Source organism: Staphylococcus simiae (assembly GCF_002902085.1).
Classification (GTDB): domain Bacteria; phylum Bacillota; class Bacilli; order Staphylococcales; family Staphylococcaceae; genus Staphylococcus; species Staphylococcus simiae.
In genome coordinates this window covers 44,170-60,688 of sequence record NZ_PPQR01000096.1, presented here as the reverse complement: position 1 = coordinate 60,688, position 16,519 = coordinate 44,170, and the positions used below count along the sequence as shown (strand labels likewise).

The window sequence follows — 16,519 nt, the reverse complement described above, 5'->3', positions numbered from 1 at the left end:
ATATAATATTACATTTTTGAATGAAGTTCAATTGATTAAAACTTTTCATTTATGTTTTTATTTTCATTTTGGTAAAACAATAAACAGTTATATTCATATAATTATTTTATTTACCATTATTTTTTTATCTAATTTTTAAAATTGTTTGATATTGTTTCTATAATCACCTTCAATTCAATTGGCTAAAATTTTCAATAGTTAATTTAATACACTATCGAATTAATTTAATGTTATATAAAATATAATTATTACAAATAAATAAATTTATTGGACATCTTATATCAAGAGAAGTATTGTTATATTAAGAAAATGAGTCTAAATTTTAAGTTGTTATTACAGATATTTAAACTCAATAGATGGAGGTTATAATGAATTATTTTTTAGGGACTATTCTGGAAGGTAAAATTACAGGAGTAGAAAAAGCACAACTCAATAGATTACAACTATTCAAACAATTTAATATGCCAGCAACTTGTATTTACACTAGTTGGAATCCGTATCTATACGCTAACGCTGAAAAATTTAATGTCGTAGATGATGTTTTTACTATGTACGATTATTTTCAACAAAGTATTAACGAAAGGATGTCTATTGCTAAAAACTGGATACAATTTTGGGAAGATGAATGTCGTTATGAACTAAAATTTGTGCCAAATTCAAATGATGTCAGAATCTATCATAACGGCGTGTTTACAATGTATGCACATTTTTTTGATAGACATCATAATAAGCTTAATTACATTAATTATTTTGATATTAATAATAAAAAGATCAAGCGAGAAATGTATGATTATAGAGGTTTTTTAAGTTGTTCACGTATTCTTGGAGATCATCAACGTGTCGTACTAGAAAATTATTTCTCCCCTCATGGTGACTTAAAGATTCAAAAATATTTTAATTTAACTAACAATAACAATGAATTAACTAAAATAATATTATATGAATCGAATTCTACTCATTATTTTAATAACGAACGTGATTTAATCATTTATTTTTATCAATGTCTTTATCAACATGGCGACCAATTTATTCTAGATAGACCTCATGAATTAGGTCAAATCATTAACCAACTTCCAACAATACCTGTCATAGCTGTGTTACATAGTACTCAAATTGTCGGTGATAATCAGATTAAAAGTTATTACAAGCCTATATTCGATAACATAGATAGATATCAAGCTATTGTTGTGTCAACGATTCAACAGCAATTAGATGTCGTTGATTATATTAATCAACAGATTCCTGTTCATGTTATTCCTCCTGGTTCTGCTAGTTCAGTCAAACATGACATTGACTTCGATAAAAAAGTAAACAATAGATTGATTTCAGTTGCTAGGTTAGTGCCTGGTAAGCAAATTAAACATCAAATAGAAGCAGTAAAAAGGCTAGTTACTAAATATCCTTCACTAAAATTAGATATCTTTGGTCACGGTAACGGCGCTGAAGAATATCAACAACTGATCGTCGAAAATAACCTATCATCAAATATTACAATTCATGATTTTTCAACAAACATTGAGCATGAAATAGCAACTGCAGATATGATGATTTTCACAAGTATGATGGAGGGGGTTGGTTTAGTTATTTTAGAATCTATTGCAGTTGGTACGCCAGTAATAAGTTACGATAATAAATACGGTCCTGCTGAGATGATAGAATCTAATTATAACGGTTTCCTTATTCAACCAAATGATATAAATAGTTTGGTTGACAAGATCGATTTATTATTAAGTGACCGTCAGAAATTAACACAATTCTCCTTAAATAGTATACAAACAGCTGAAAGCTTTTATGATGATGTGATAATTAAGAAATGGCAAACTATCACACAATAACTTTTCATTGTAATATAAAAAGCATTTTTCTAATTAACTAACCTTTTAAATGGTTAATGCATAGAAAAATGCTTTATTTTAACTATTTTGACGGTAGCATACGTAAGAAATTATCCCACGTATTACATATTAAATCTTTAGAATATGTACTTGCTTTTATTAAACTTTCTTCTGAATAATATCTTTGTAAACTTGGATTATCTAATAAATATTTCACACTACTAAAAAGTTGTTCTTCATCATTTTTAGGTACTAATACACCATTAATGTGGTCGTCAATAAGTTCACTTGGACCATATTTAATGTCATAACTAATTGTAGGAACACCATGTGACAATGATTCAAGTAATGCTAGTGAAAAACCTTCCATATTACTTGTAATTAAACTCGCGTAAGCTTGGCGATACTCATTCTCTAAGTTAGGTAAGAAACCTCGCAACAAAATATTTTGCTCTAAATTATACTCGGCAATTAAAGACTTTAATTTATCATGTTCTGAACCAAAACCATACATATGTAATTGAATATTAGGATAAAACGATTTAAGTTTTTTGATTAATTCGATTTGTTGATGTAATTGCTTTTCAGGCGAATAACGAGCGACTGATATTAATTTGATAGGATCTAGACTTGGTTGATTAAAGTCGAAGTCAACCGCTTCACTATAGCCAACAGGTATATTAATGACTGGAATATCATGTTGGATACGGTTTGTAACATCTACTTTTTGTGCTTTTGTAGATACAACGATTGCTGCGTAACGATCTAAATTGTCGAATAAAGCTTTATACACATTTTTATAACGTGACGTTTCCAGTTGCTCTATATTTTTAATATGAGTACTATGTAACACACCAACTACTGGTATACGACGATCTGTTAAATTAAATATTGGTGCTGTATAGAGATTTTTATCGCTAAAGAAGACATCACCTTTATGATATAGTTGTTCAATAAAATAGGCGCCTAGTTCAGTATCATTGTTAAAAAAATAATCATCATTACCATTATGATATATTATTTTCTTTAATTGTTGCTTGTCTTCATGTTGTGTGAAATACTTTTCCAATTTAATGTTACCATGTGGCGAATAGTAAAATTCACATAATGTAGTTTGGCTATTTTCTAGAAATCTAGAGCAGCTTAAAAAGCCTCTAACATCATAAAAATCTCTACGAATTTTCTTACGATGACTATCAAAATGATTAATATAATCTAAAACTTGTAATCCGCTATCTAAAAAATGCACATACATAATAAATGTATCTTTATCATATATACGCACATCATTACTGTTATCCACAAATTTTAACGTATAATGACATTCTTCTTGCCAATATTTTATCCAGTTTGTAGTCACTACATTGCTAATATAATGTGCTTCTTGTAGATAGTCATACATGTTAATATATTCATCTGATTTTAAAAATTTACTTGCATGACGTGCTTGAAATCTATTCCACGCTAAAAAAATACACTTCGCTGGTTGATTGATTTCTTTAAATAAAGACAAACGATTGATGACCGCTTTTTCAATACCTGTTATACTTTTCCCTAAATTATTTACTACAAAATAATACATACCATACACCACTTTATCGAATTTTTGTTATAAGTATAACACATGATAAAATTTTGAATAATTATATCTTTTTGAAATTTAATAAAGTATTTAAAGTCAAGGTAATTTAACTACTTCTGCTATCATTCAATAACTAACTTTTTTCAATAATAAAATTTCCAATATCAAATTTTCCAATATCAAATTTTTTCAATAATAAAATTTCAATAATAAAAAGAAGTAATCCTAAAAATTGGACTACTTCTTTACTCTAGTTAATTATTATTTTAAATGTTCATAAGGACTGTTGTGTGCAAATGAGACAATTTGATCTACAAAAAGTCTTGCACGTAATTGGAATTCACTGTCATTTAAATAATATATGCCATCATCATCTTTAGCATAATCTGAATCATGAGTTGCTATTTGAGTAGGTACTGCTATACCTAATAAACTACGGACAATGACTCTTAAATGAGATAATGGTTCGGCACTAACTATACCACCACTATTACCAATTAAGCCTACTGGTTTCATCTTAAAATAATCCATATTTAAATGGTCTAACGCATTTTTTAGTATGCCTGAGTATGAGCCATGATAATTTGGTGTCCCTAACACTAAAAAATCCGCTTCCATAGCTTTTGATTCTAATTCAGCTGCATGTTGTTTAATTTGATCTATTGAAGGTGTTGTACCTGAAAAATCTAATTGATTTAATGGTTTTTGTGCTAAATCAAAGATGTCTACATCTATATCATGAGTTTTAAAATGTTCAATAAGATATCTTCCTAATGCACTTGTATGTGAATTTGTTTGTGCACTACCTATAATAATTAATCCTTTCATCATTTGACCCCTCAATTTAAAAATTAGTTATTATTCTCTGTTAATAATTTCATTATGGCTTTACCAACACCACTATTTTCATTACTATCTGTAACAAATTGTGCGACTTCTTTTACTTTGTCAGTTGCATTGGCCATTGCTACCGGATAACCTACACGCTCTAGCATTGATACATCGTTTAAGTTATCCCCTACAGCCATAACATCTTCCATACTAATACCTAATCGTTCAGCAATAGTTTCCAATGCTATTCCTTTTTGTGCATCTGAATGAGTAATTTCTAAGTTACCTCGTGATGATGAAGAAATTGCTAAATTAGGAGATGCTGCTAATATTTGACCTGCTTGGTCAATTTTGTCTAAATCTCCATCAAAAGCTAATATTTTCATGATTAATTCTCCTGGAATATCTTCGATGGCTGAATAATTATCTACTACTTTTAAAGTACCATTATCAATGCGTCGTTGAATGCCATTTTTAATTTTATCAACGTTAGCATGTTGACCAGCACGTTCTGCAATATCAATATAGATATCTAAATCTCGTTGTGGATTTTCAGTATAAATAGCACGGTTTGTATATACTTGATAATATATTCCTGCATCATTTAAAACGTTAGTAATTTTATGTACAAGTTCCTTATTTAAATGAGATGTACTCATCACATTAAAGGTTTCATCGCGCACTTCCGCACCATTCAAACAGATATATGGCACGATTAAATCAGTATCTGCCACTGGTGTTTGTGCTTCATAAAATGCTCTACCAGTAGCGATAACTACTGTAATACCTTGCTGTTGTGCATATTTTATGGCATCTATATTAGTTTGCGATATTTCATGTGCTGCATTAAGCAATGTACCATCCATATCTGTTGCTATTAATTTAATCATGTTGTTCCCTCTTTCTATCTATATTGTTTCATTACAAAATAGCATTATCAAAATTTATATGATTTATTGTTATATTGCTTATTTTACCAAAACATGGCATTGATGTACTATCCCCTACTTGGTGGATTTCTTATTATGTCTTAATTGTTTAAAAAAGTTTGTTAATAATTGACTACAGTTATCTTGCAGTATCCCCTTTTCAACAATGGCACGATGGTTAAAATCATTATATTGTAATAAATTCATTAAACTGCCACTACAACCACCTTTCGGGTCATCCGCACCATAGACAACTCGTGGGATACGACTCATAACAATTGCACCAGCACACATGACACATGGTTCTAAAGTGACATACAATGTACACGCTTCTAATCGCCAACTACCAATCACCTTTGCTGCACGTTCTATAGCAAGATGTTCAGCATGTGCAGTTGGCTGTTGTAATGTTTCTCTTAAATTATGTGCTCTGGCAATAACTTCACCATTTTTAGTAATAATTGCACCTATGGGTACTTCACCCATTCGTTCTGCCTTTTGAGCTTCTTGTATTGCTAATGTCATAAAATATTCATCAGTTGTCATTTATGTTCATATCCCTCACTTATGTTACAATACTCATTGTCTATTTTAACATTTGGAGTTGTGAATATGAATAAACCTTTTATAGCAATTGAAGGACCTATTGGTGTTGGCAAATCGTCACTAGCACATAAATTAAGCCAGACACTCGACTTTTTTGAAGAAAAAGAAATTATTGGCGAAAATCCTTTTTTATCAGATTTTTATGAAGATATTTCAAAATGGAGTTTTCAAACAGAGATGTTCTTTTTATGTAATAGATATAAGCAATTTAAGGATGTTGCTGAACTCAATCAAGGTGTTGTGAGTGATTATCATATTCATAAAAATAAAATATTCGCTAAGAATACACTTAACCCCACTGAATATCATAAATTTAGTAAAATATACGATATTTTGACTGAAGATATGATTATGCCGAATATGATTATCTTTTTAGATGCAGATTTAGATATTTTAAAAGCTAGAATCGCTAAACGTAATCGTTCTTTTGAACATCAAATTGAAGATGATTATTTATTAGCGCTCAAAAAAGATTATCGTGAATATTATGAATCACTTAAAAATAATGGTGAACATGTCGTGTTAATTGATACAAGCCATCTTGATTTTATACAGAATGCTGAAGATTATCAGTACATCTTACAACTAATTCAACCGATGATAGGAGATTTAACTCATGACTAATTTTGATATACCTCAAAATGCTATTATTACGATAGCAGGAACTGTAGGTGTAGGTAAATCTACTTTGACACAGGCACTTGCAGATAAACTTAATTTCAAAACTTCTTTCGAAAATGTTGATCATAATCCTTATTTGGATAAGTTTTATAGTGATTTTCAGCGCTGGAGTTTTCATTTACAAATTTATTTCTTAGCAGAACGTTTTAAAGAACAAAAACGTATGTTTGAATATGGCGGTGGATTTATACAAGATCGTTCTATTTATGAAGATGTCGATATTTTTGCTAAAATGCACGAAGAACAAGGTACGATGACAGAAGAAGATTTCCAAACGTATTCTGATTTATTTAATGCTATGGTCATGACACCTTATTTTCCAAAACCAGATGTCCTTATCTATTTAGAATGCGATTACGATGAGGTCATTGAACGTATTAAAGAACGTGGACGTGAAATGGAAATTAATACAGATCCTGATTACTGGAAAAAATTATTTAAACGCTATGATGATTGGATTAATCAATTCAATGCATGTCCAGTAGTTAGAGTAAATATCAATGACTATGATATTCATTCTAATCCAAATTCTTTAGATCCTATTATTGATAAAATTGCCCATATCATTAATACGCACCGTGCGATTGATCAGCGACAATAACGACTTGATGATTCGTAAAAATAATTAATGATGTGCGTATTAAGAGCGTATATTACGCTAATTTTTAGACAAAGGAAATAAAATTTTATACCTTTGTCAGTATTGTTATTTATTTAATACCTATAATATAAGTCCCATTAGTGTTTAGTATGAGCTTAACATTAATGGGACTTAAGTTTTTATTTGATTAGATGGCATGAATAAATAATGCTATGATACTTTATTAATTCATGGCTATAATTTTATTTAATAGCATCCAAAATGTCTTTGGCACTATCAATAATTACATCTGCTTGTTCTAATTCTTCTCTTGTTGCTATACCTGTTAAGACACCTACGGCAAGACCAAGTTTAGCATTAACTGCTGTTTGCATATCATTATTGGTATCTCCAACTATGGCAACTTGTTGTGGATCAATTTGATAATGATCAAATAAAGGTGCTAATACTCGTGCATCAGGTTTTTCATAGGCATGAGCTTCTGTGGAAATGATTAAATCAAATAAATTTTCACTATTCGTATACTCTAAAAATTGATCTACACCTTTTTTAGTATCACTTGTTACAATACCTACTTTATAGCCCTGTTGTTTCAAATTTAATATAGCATCCTTAACACCTGGAACCCAATTAATTTCTGGTTCTCTGTTATCAACTAATTGTTGACTTGTTGATTTAGCCCAATCAGTAGTATCACTATGCGTTACATCATTAAAAGCTTCTATAATTTGTGTTAACGAGCCTGACCCCATCACTGATTGTGGATTTATTTTGTTATTAATGACGCCTAACTGTCTTAGTGCTGCTTCTTTGTCATATACTGGAAATGTTTCTAATAATTGTTCAACAAATCTTACTCCAATTTTTTCCCAACTATGATCAAATTCTATTAACGTACCATCTTTATCAAATAATATCCATTCCATTAGTATCAATACTCCTATTTCTCTTTTTCTATTTAATCGTATTATAATAATGTTTATTACACAAATATGCGAAATGACTATACTAAGAATAATAAAAATAAACAAGCTACTAAATGTTAAATATCAACATTTGTAGCTTGTTACTTCATAGATATTAATAATTAGGTACGACTACTCTCCAGCCATATTTATCTTCTAATGTTCCATTTTGGATTCCAGTATAAACATCATATAGTTTTTGTGTAACTTCGCCAGTTTCATTATTATTGATAACAATTTCTCTATCTTCATAACGTAATGTTCCTACTGGTGAGATAACAGCAGCGGTACCACTTCCAAACACCTCTGTTAATTCACCTTTATCATATGCTTCGAACAATTCATCAATTGAAACGCGACGTTCTTCAACTTCATAGCCTAAATCTTTCGCTAGTTCGATAATAGATTTACGTGTAATACCAGGTAAAATACTTCCATTTAATTCAGGCGTTACCACTTTACCATTTTCAACAAAGAAGATATTCATGCTTCCTACTTCTTCAACATATTTTTGTTCAACACCATCTAGCCATAATACTTGGTCATATCCTAAATTATTAGCATTTGTTTGTGCTAATAAACTAGCTGCATAGTTACCTGCTACTTTGGCAAATCCTACGCCACCTCGTACGGCACGTACATATTCATCTTCTACATAAATTTTAGTTGGTTTTAAAGTGTCTCCACCATAATATGCACCTGATGGTGATAAAATAATTAATAATTTATATTGATGAGATGCACCTACGCCTAATTCACCAGCTGTTGCGAACACAAACGGTCTAATGTATAAAGATTGACCTTCACCTTCAGGTACCCAGTCTCTTTCTAAATCTACTAATTGTTTTAATCCTTCGAGTAATGTTGCTTCATCAACTTGTGGCATTTCTAAACGTGCTAAAGAATTATTAATACGTTTAAAGTTCTCTTCAGGACGGAATAACACAACTTCTCCATTACGTTTATAGGCTTTTAACCCTTCAAATACTGATTGACCATAATGGATACCTTGTGCAGCTGGAGATATTTCAATTGGTCCATAAGGCACAATCTTCAAATCATGCCATCCTTTATCTGCATCATAATCGTAACTCAACATGTAATCTGTAAAATATTTACCGAAACCTAGACTAGAAGTATCAGGTTTTTCTTTTAATGATTGACGTTGTTCAACTTTAACATTTTGTGACATGATTATTGCCTCCTAATAACAATATTGTTCAAATAATTTAATTTAAATTATAGCAATCGTGATATTACTTAGCAATTAATTTTCTAAAAATTCAAAATTAATTACCACTTTAGCATATATTTAAGTATATATGTCCTTTTTTCTTATTGACAAGTAGTCTGTTTCTGGTATTAATAACTGACAATGTCTGTCATCAACTTTTTAGAGTATTATCATCCCATTTATGTTAGTTATCTCCTAACGTCATTTCATTAAAATTGAAACAACCAAAGTACACATTACTTTGGCTGTTTATCTTATCTTTCATTTATGAATTGTCTTTTAAGATGATGGCTAATTATTTAGTAATTGCTTCTTTTTGTTCAATAGCATCTAACATTAATTTAGTCATACCCTCTAAGTCATATTTAGGATTAAATCCCCATTCACCACGTGAACAACTTGTATCAATTGAATCAGGCCAACTATTGGCAATACTTTGACGTACTGGATCAACGTCATAATCGATTGTAAATTCTGGATAATGTTCTTGAATCGCAGCTGTTACCATTTCTGGATCAAAACTCATCGCACTTAAATTATAACCATTTCTTGTTTCTAATTTTGCTCCATCAGCTTCCATTAATTTGATAATAGCATCAATGGCATCATCCATATACATCATATCCATATATGTACCTTTATCAATAAAGCTTGTGTAATGCCCTTTTCTCACTGCATCAAAGAAAATTTCAACAGCATAATCAGTAGTGCCTCCGCCAGGTTCTTTAACGTGTGAAATCAAACCAGGGAATCTCACACTTCTAGTATCTACACCAAATTTAATAAAGTAATATTGGCATAGTAATTCTCCTGCAACTTTGTTTACGCCATACATAGTTGTTGGCTGTTGAATAGTCACTTGTGGTGTATTTACTTTTGGTGTAGAATCTCCAAATGCACCAATAGAACTTGGTGTGAAGAAATGTAGATGATAGGTTCTAGCCGCTTCTAATGCATTCATTAATCCACCCATATTCAAGTCCCATGCCAAAAGTGGGTTCTTTTCTGCTGTTGCAGATAACAGTGCAGCCATATGCATCAAGCTATCTGCACCAAAATTTTCAACTAATTCAAACATATGATCTCGATCTGTAACATCTAAAATTTCAAATGGTCCATCCTGCACTGGGGAATCTGCTTCAGGCTCTCTAATATCTGTAGCTAATACATTATCTGTTCCATAAATTTCTCTGCATTTAACTACTAATTCCGTCCCAATTTGTCCTAATGCACCTGTAATCATAATTTTTTTCATAGAAATTATCTCCTTTGTCTCTTTTGAAAAGTTTATGTCCTTTTGATGTGCACACAATATTCATTTTCGTCTTTATTATAATATAAAAGCGCTTACTTGTATACTCCGTGAATACATCCATTAGTCATTAAAACTGTAAAAACGACCTTATATTAGATAATGTTTACAAAAAAGCGAATACTTTATAGTCATTGTCACAATAAGGTAGCTTAAGTCTTTCTATGTATATAACTAAACCGCTATTTATTTTGCTCATAGCATTATTTTTTTGATGATGATAATATAAGTAAACTAATAATAGTTAACATATATGAATCCAATAATTTTATTGTGAACAGACAAAAATATGTAATGGCGAGTTGAATTTGACGATGTATAGATGATTGTTAGGTTCTCTCCCAAATAGGACTGATACATAATTATTTTTTTAGCCTCGCTATGCCCAACCTGCATTGCATGAAAAAACTGGATAACCAGTTTTTCTGTGTTGGGTCCCTTCCTAGGGTGCTGTCTCAGCCTGTAGTCTTCGACTAGCACTGCTCCCTCAGGAGTCTCGGCTTCAAAATAATTTGCGTTTTAAATTATTCTTATTTTATTTATAAGCACTTGACTAATCGTAGGAAATAGAGAACCGATTATTATAACTGCATATTGTCAGCGCACAATAAAACACCTGCCAATCTTTAATGACTGACAGGTGCATTATAATTGATTATGTCTTGTTAACTTTCTTTTAATTTATTAACGTTACGCATAATTCTAGCTTTTTTATATCCGTGAATATCATGTAATTCTTTATACGCACTAAATAATTTTTTATAACGTTTAACTTTTTGTTCTTCTGGTGTAATTTCATATAACACAGGTTCTTTCATGGCATTGATAGCTTCATTTAATGATTGATGCGCACCACCGCAAACAGCACCTAAAATTGCTGCCCCAATCGCTGGAGCAAATTCACTATCAATGACAGTTACTTTTTTATTTAACACATTAGCATAAATGTCCATCATTAATGGATTCTTTTTAGGAATACCACCACAAGCAAAGACAGTCTCTACATCCATATTCCAACTTTGATATTGTTGCATAATCATCTTAGTACCAAAAGCCGTTGCTTCTAAATAAGCACGATAAATTTCTTCATGTTTAGTTTGTAACGTTAAACCAAATAAACAACCTGTTAAATTACTATCACTTAAGACACTTCTGTTACCATTATGCCAATCTAAAGCAATCAAGCCACTTTCACCTGGTAATTGATCTTTTACTTTATTATTCAATAATTCAAAAATTGAAATTCCTTGTTGTTCCGCCTCATCCATATATTCTTTAGGTGTCTGTTTGACAACATATTCAAATAAATCACCAACTGCGGATTGTCCTGCTTCATAGGCATATAATTCTGGGATAATTGCACCTTTGACTGAACCAGAAATCCCAGGTACTTCATGTTGCTTTTCATTTAACATCAAATGGCATGTACTTGTTCCAATGACCATGGTCATTTGTTTATCTTGCTCTGAACCAATACCCAATAAACTTGAATGTGCATCTATAATAAATGGACTTACTTTAGTATTTGGAGATAACCCTAATTTTTCTGCCATTGCAGGATCAAGTGTACCAACTGTTTCACCAATTTTTACAATCGGTGCATCAACTTTGTTTTTAACCACTTGTGATAAATTTTCATCTACTTTATCGAATAAATCATAGTGGAACCCAGATTCTTCTTCCCAAAATGATTTAAATCCTAACCCACAATTAGAGCGGACATTGTCACCTGTTAGCTTATTAACTATCCAGTCTCCTGCTTCCATAATATTGTCAGTTACTTCCATAACTTCTGGTGCTTGGTTCATGACTTCCATAATTTTTGGAATCATCCACTCACTACTTACATTATATCCATAGTAACCTAACCAACGATTTTTATTTGCTAATGCAGTTTGGAATAATAGGTCTGCTTCTTTATGCGCCCCATGATGTTTCCATAATTTAACATAGGCATGCGGATTATCTTCAAATCCAGGTAAATTATGAATTGGTGTCAATTGATCATCTGTAAAAATAACTGTTGATGACGTAAAATCAATACCTATACCTACAACTTCATCTGGAGCAACTTGAGCTTGTTCCATGATATTAGGAATTCCTTCTTCAATCACTTCCATATAGTCATTTCCGTTTTGTAATGCAAATGAATGTGGAATTTTCTTACCATGTAAAGCACGTTCTATAGTGCCGTGTGTATAAGGTTTAATATATTTTGCTACCACTTGACCATTATCTGTATCTATTAAAAAAGCACGACCTGAACCAGTACCAAAATCAATTCCTATACTATAAGTCATTATAATACCCCCATTAAGTAAACCACTTTTCATTTTTAGAAAGCGTTTTCTTAAATAATAAGCATAAACGAACAAAAAATCAATGCTTTTAAACTTAAAAATAAAATTATGAGCAAAATCACGCATAAAACTATTGACTTATGTAAGTGTAAGCGTTTACTATTGTTGTTGTACACAAAATAAACACAAATTAATAGGAGATGAACATAAATGAGCATAAAATCAAATGTATATCGTTTAATCAAACCAGGTGAATTCGAATATACGACGATCGAACATGACTTTAATGAGGGTGATGTAATTGTAAATCCTACAAAAGCAAGTGTATGTCATGCTGACCTACGTTACTATACTGGTAATCGTCGTCAAGAAGCATTAGATAAAAAATTGCCAATGGCTTTATTCCATGAAGGTATAGGAATTATTGAAGATTCTAAACATCCTAATTTTACTCAAGGAGATAAAGTTGTCATCGTTCCAAATATTCCATCACGCTTACGTCATGGTGATTTTGAAAAAACTGATTTAATGGATAACTATGATGAAAATGCTGTGTTCATGGGTAGTGGCTATGATGGAATTTGCCAAGATAGAATGGTTGTTCCTGGAGAAAACATCGTTAAAATACCAGAACATTTAGATGAAGATGTCGCATTATTATCAGAACTATGTTCAGTATCATTATTCCCTATCAACCAACTTAAAGAACTTACAACAGCTTCTTCACCACAAGTTGCAGTTTTTGGTGATGGTCCTGTTGGTTATTTAGCAGCTACTGCACTTCATTATATATACGGCGTTGCTAAAGAAAATTTACTTGTTTTTGGTGCTGTTGAAGAAAAATTACAAGAATTCGACAACTTTGCTACAACTCATCTTGTATTCGACTATGATTTTAGTAGTCATAAAGGCGTGCATACAGTATTTGAATGTTGTGGCGGTAAATTCTCTGAATCAGCAATTAATCAAGCTATCGATTTAATTGATAGACAAGGACAATTAGTTTTAATGGGTGTTACAGAAGATTTAGTTGGCATCAATACTCGTGATGTTTTAGAGAAAGGATTAACATTATCTGGCAGCTCTAGAAGTACTAAAATAGAATTCGAACAGTTAATTCAAACATTTGAAAATGAAGAATATCGTCAAGCTTTACAAAAATTAATTCCTGAAAAATACTATGATATTTATAGTAAAGAAGATTTAAATAAAGCAATGGATGATACTGCTGCACACAAAGGATGGAAAAAAACTTATTTAAGATATCACTGGGCTTAATTGTTCATATATAAGGAGAGAATACGATGAATAATCATTCAACTTTTTTAGGTATGCCTCGTCAAATCGTCTGGGGTTATATAGGAATCTTGATTTTCATGATGGGCGACGGCTTAGAAATTGGTTGGTTAAGTCCATATTTACAGCATAACGGTTTTGCTAGCGGGGAAGTAAGTACACTATTTTCTTGCTATGGTATCACTGTAACAATTGCAAGTTGGTTTAGTGGTGTCCTTGCAGAAGCACTTGGTGGTAAACGTACAATGATGTTAGGTCTTATTTTATATATCATTGGTACTGTATGTTTCGTAGGTATAGCATTACCTTCTGAAAACTTAGCAATTATGTATCCGGCATATGCACTGAGAGGACTAGGTTATCCATTATTTGCTTATTCATTCTTAGTATGGATTTCTTATCGTTCTGAACAACGTACGTTAGGTGCTGCAGTTGGTTGGTTCTGGTTAGTATTTACCGGTGGCCTAAATGTACTTGGTGCATTGTATTCTATCGTAGCGATTGAATGGTTTGGCCATATCGGTACATTATGGAGTTCATTAATCTGGGTAGTTATAGGTGGTGTCTTCGCTATTGTTATTAATAAAGACACATTACCTACTGATAAGAGTAATGCTAAAGCAAAATTATTAGAAATGACAAAAGGATTTACTATTATTATTGAAGAACCTAAAGTATTACTAGGTGGTATTGTCCGTGTTATTAATACAACAGCACAATTTGCTTTTCCAGTCTTTTTACCACTTTATTTAGAATCTTTCGGTATTCCAACATCTAAGTGGCTAGCAGTTTGGTCTGCCATCTTCTTTGGTAACATTGTCTTCAATTTATTCTGGGGCATTGTTGGTGATAAAATAGGTTGGCGTAATACTGTTATGATCTTTGGTGGTATTGGTAGTGGTATATCTTGTCTACTAATGGGTTATGTGCCATTATGGACAGATGGCAATATTTATTTACTTACATTTGTTGGTCTACTATGGGGTATCTTTATTGCAGCATATGTTCCCCTATCTGCACTTGTACCATCATTAGTTAAAAAAGATAAAGGTGCCACTTTAGCCATTTTAAATTTAGGTGCTGGACTACCAGTATTCGTTGGTCCAATGATTGTACATTTTGCTTTAAAACCTTTTGGTGAATTAGGTATTATTTGGATCTTAGGTGGTTTATACTTTATTAGTTCAATCCTAACGTTCTTTATAAAAATGTCTAAAAGCCAACAATATGGAGAAATAGAATAACGTTTAATATAGTTGGACAATATGTTGTGTACAAACACACGTATTGTCCTCTTTTATTTAGTTAGCTATCTTGTAAGTTTATACAAATTGTATTTAATTCACCTGCAACACAATATTTGTTATACTATTGCAATAATACACGATATATTAACTAATTTTTTAATGGAGAGTGTGACATGTTACCAGCAGAAAGAGAACAAAAAATTATATCCTATTTACAACAATATAAAACAGCAACCGTACATACATTAGCACAAGAATTTAATGTCCACGATGCAACTATAAGACGTGATTTAAATAAACTTGAAAAATTTAACCAGATTAAACGTACGCATGGTGGTGTCATACTTAATAATAATGATGTCTATGATGAATTAAATTTTGACGATCGTGCAACGACCTTTTTAGATGAAAAATTATTAATTGGTAAAAAAGCAGCAGAATTTGTTAATGATTATGATACGATTATTATTGATTCTGGCTCGACAACGCTATTATTTGCTAAAGAATTATTAAATAAACAGCATTTAACAATAATTACTAATGATATCCATATGGCATCTATTTTACGCTCATCAAACCACAAAGTTATAGTTACTGGTGGCGTGTTATATACAAATAATTATGTTTTAAATGGCTTTTTAACTACTGATACGCTTAAATCAATGAATGCTTTAAAAGCCTTTATAGCTACACCTGCTGTTGATGCAATCAATGGTATCACTCATTTTAGTGAAGATTTTGTTCCTGCTAAACGACAAATGATTGAACAGGCGAAAGAAGTATATTTACTTACTGATAGTTCTAAACTAGATAAAGTGGCTTTTTATCAAGTATGTCCACCGACTAAAATTCATACGTTAATCACTGATGATTATCAAGATTTATCAGCTTATAGAAATGTTATTCCTAACGTCATAGCTGTAGATACATCTCAGAAATGATTACATATTAGATAAAATAGGAGGTTACTTTTAATTAAGTTAAGCTATCATTAAATTGATGATATTATATGATTTGTGAACAATCATTTTTAGCGTGATTATTGTATGAAGCGTATTTAATCATCTATATAAATTAGTCATGTTGTCAATGAAACGTTA

General features: G+C 31.2%; 14 protein-coding genes. 6 read left to right on the top strand and 8 right to left on the bottom strand.

From position 1 onward, the window contains the following. The first annotated feature begins 368 nt into the window (after positions 1–368). Complete coding sequence (gene sdgA / locus CD113_RS10880) at positions 369–1,835, top strand: serine-aspartate repeat adhesin O-glycosyltransferase SdgA (RefSeq protein ID WP_002464114.1); 1,467 nt, start codon at positions 369–371, stop codon at positions 1,833–1,835. Positions 1,836–1,917: 82 nt separating this feature from the next. Here sdgA and sdgB read toward each other — a convergent pair whose 3' ends face one another. The 4 genes from sdgB to tadA form a co-directional block, all read right to left on the bottom strand. Next, on the bottom strand, positions 1,918–3,417 hold the full coding sequence (gene sdgB, locus CD113_RS10875) for a serine-aspartate repeat adhesin O-glycosyltransferase SdgB (protein ID WP_002464115.1): 1,500 nt from the start codon (positions 3,415–3,417) through the stop codon (positions 1,918–1,920). A gap of 261 nt (positions 3,418–3,678) precedes the next feature. Next, positions 3,679–4,245, bottom strand: coding sequence for an NADPH-dependent FMN reductase (locus tag CD113_RS10870; protein ID WP_002464116.1), 567 nt, complete (start codon positions 4,243–4,245; stop codon positions 3,679–3,681). Between the two features lie 23 nt (positions 4,246–4,268). Further along, entirely contained in the window at positions 4,269–5,138 is an 870-nt protein-coding gene (locus CD113_RS10865) for a Cof-type HAD-IIB family hydrolase (RefSeq protein ID WP_002464117.1), read from the bottom strand. Between the two features lie 114 nt (positions 5,139–5,252). Further along, positions 5,253–5,723, bottom strand: coding sequence for a tRNA adenosine(34) deaminase TadA (gene tadA / locus CD113_RS10860; RefSeq protein ID WP_002464118.1), 471 nt, complete (start codon positions 5,721–5,723; stop codon positions 5,253–5,255). 66 nt (positions 5,724–5,789) lie between these two features. On the opposite strand from tadA, the gene CD113_RS10855 reads away from it, so the two are divergent. Next, positions 5,790–6,407 carry a deoxynucleoside kinase gene (locus CD113_RS10855; protein ID WP_002464120.1) on the top strand — a complete coding sequence of 206 codons (618 nt, stop codon included), beginning with the start codon at positions 5,790–5,792 and terminating at the stop codon, positions 6,405–6,407. Beyond that, positions 6,400–7,065 carry a deoxynucleoside kinase gene (locus CD113_RS10850; protein WP_002464122.1) on the top strand — a complete coding sequence of 222 codons (666 nt, stop codon included), beginning with the start codon at positions 6,400–6,402 and terminating at the stop codon, positions 7,063–7,065. Before CD113_RS10855 ends, CD113_RS10850 begins: the two co-directional genes overlap by 8 nt. A gap of 242 nt (positions 7,066–7,307) precedes the next feature. Here the strand turns inward: CD113_RS10850 and CD113_RS10845 are convergent, their stop codons facing one another. The 4 genes from CD113_RS10845 to CD113_RS10830 form a co-directional block, all read right to left on the bottom strand. Continuing rightward, the gene (locus CD113_RS10845) at positions 7,308–7,991 is read right to left on the bottom strand and encodes an HAD family hydrolase (protein WP_002464124.1); all 684 of its coding nucleotides are present in this window, start codon (positions 7,989–7,991) and stop codon (positions 7,308–7,310) included. 154 nt (positions 7,992–8,145) lie between these two features. Beyond that, on the bottom strand, positions 8,146–9,222 hold the full coding sequence (locus CD113_RS10840) for a branched-chain amino acid aminotransferase (RefSeq protein ID WP_002464127.1): 1,077 nt from the start codon (positions 9,220–9,222) through the stop codon (positions 8,146–8,148). 337 nt (positions 9,223–9,559) lie between these two features. Then, positions 9,560–10,519 (bottom strand): L-threonine 3-dehydrogenase, encoded by a 960-nt coding sequence (locus tag CD113_RS10835; protein WP_002464129.1) that lies wholly within the window; start codon positions 10,517–10,519, stop codon positions 9,560–9,562. A gap of 722 nt (positions 10,520–11,241) precedes the next feature. After that, positions 11,242–12,876 (bottom strand): ribulokinase, encoded by a 1,635-nt coding sequence (locus CD113_RS10830; RefSeq protein ID WP_002465087.1) that lies wholly within the window; start codon positions 12,874–12,876, stop codon positions 11,242–11,244. Between the two features lie 210 nt (positions 12,877–13,086). Between CD113_RS10830 and CD113_RS10825 the strand changes: the two genes are divergently transcribed. The 3 genes from CD113_RS10825 (at position 13,087) to CD113_RS10815 (ending at position 16,360) form a co-directional block, all read left to right on the top strand. Beyond that, the gene (locus CD113_RS10825; RefSeq protein ID WP_002465088.1) at positions 13,087–14,154 is read left to right on the top strand and encodes an alcohol dehydrogenase catalytic domain-containing protein; all 1,068 of its coding nucleotides are present in this window, start codon (positions 13,087–13,089) and stop codon (positions 14,152–14,154) included. A 26-nt stretch (positions 14,155–14,180) separates the two neighbouring features. After that, the gene (locus CD113_RS10820) at positions 14,181–15,416 is read left to right on the top strand and encodes an MFS transporter (RefSeq protein ID WP_002465089.1); all 1,236 of its coding nucleotides are present in this window, start codon (positions 14,181–14,183) and stop codon (positions 15,414–15,416) included. A 176-nt stretch (positions 15,417–15,592) separates the two neighbouring features. Continuing rightward, positions 15,593–16,360 (top strand): DeoR/GlpR family DNA-binding transcription regulator, encoded by a 768-nt coding sequence (locus tag CD113_RS10815; RefSeq protein ID WP_002465090.1) that lies wholly within the window; start codon positions 15,593–15,595, stop codon positions 16,358–16,360. Positions 16,361–16,519: the final 159 nt, after the last annotated feature.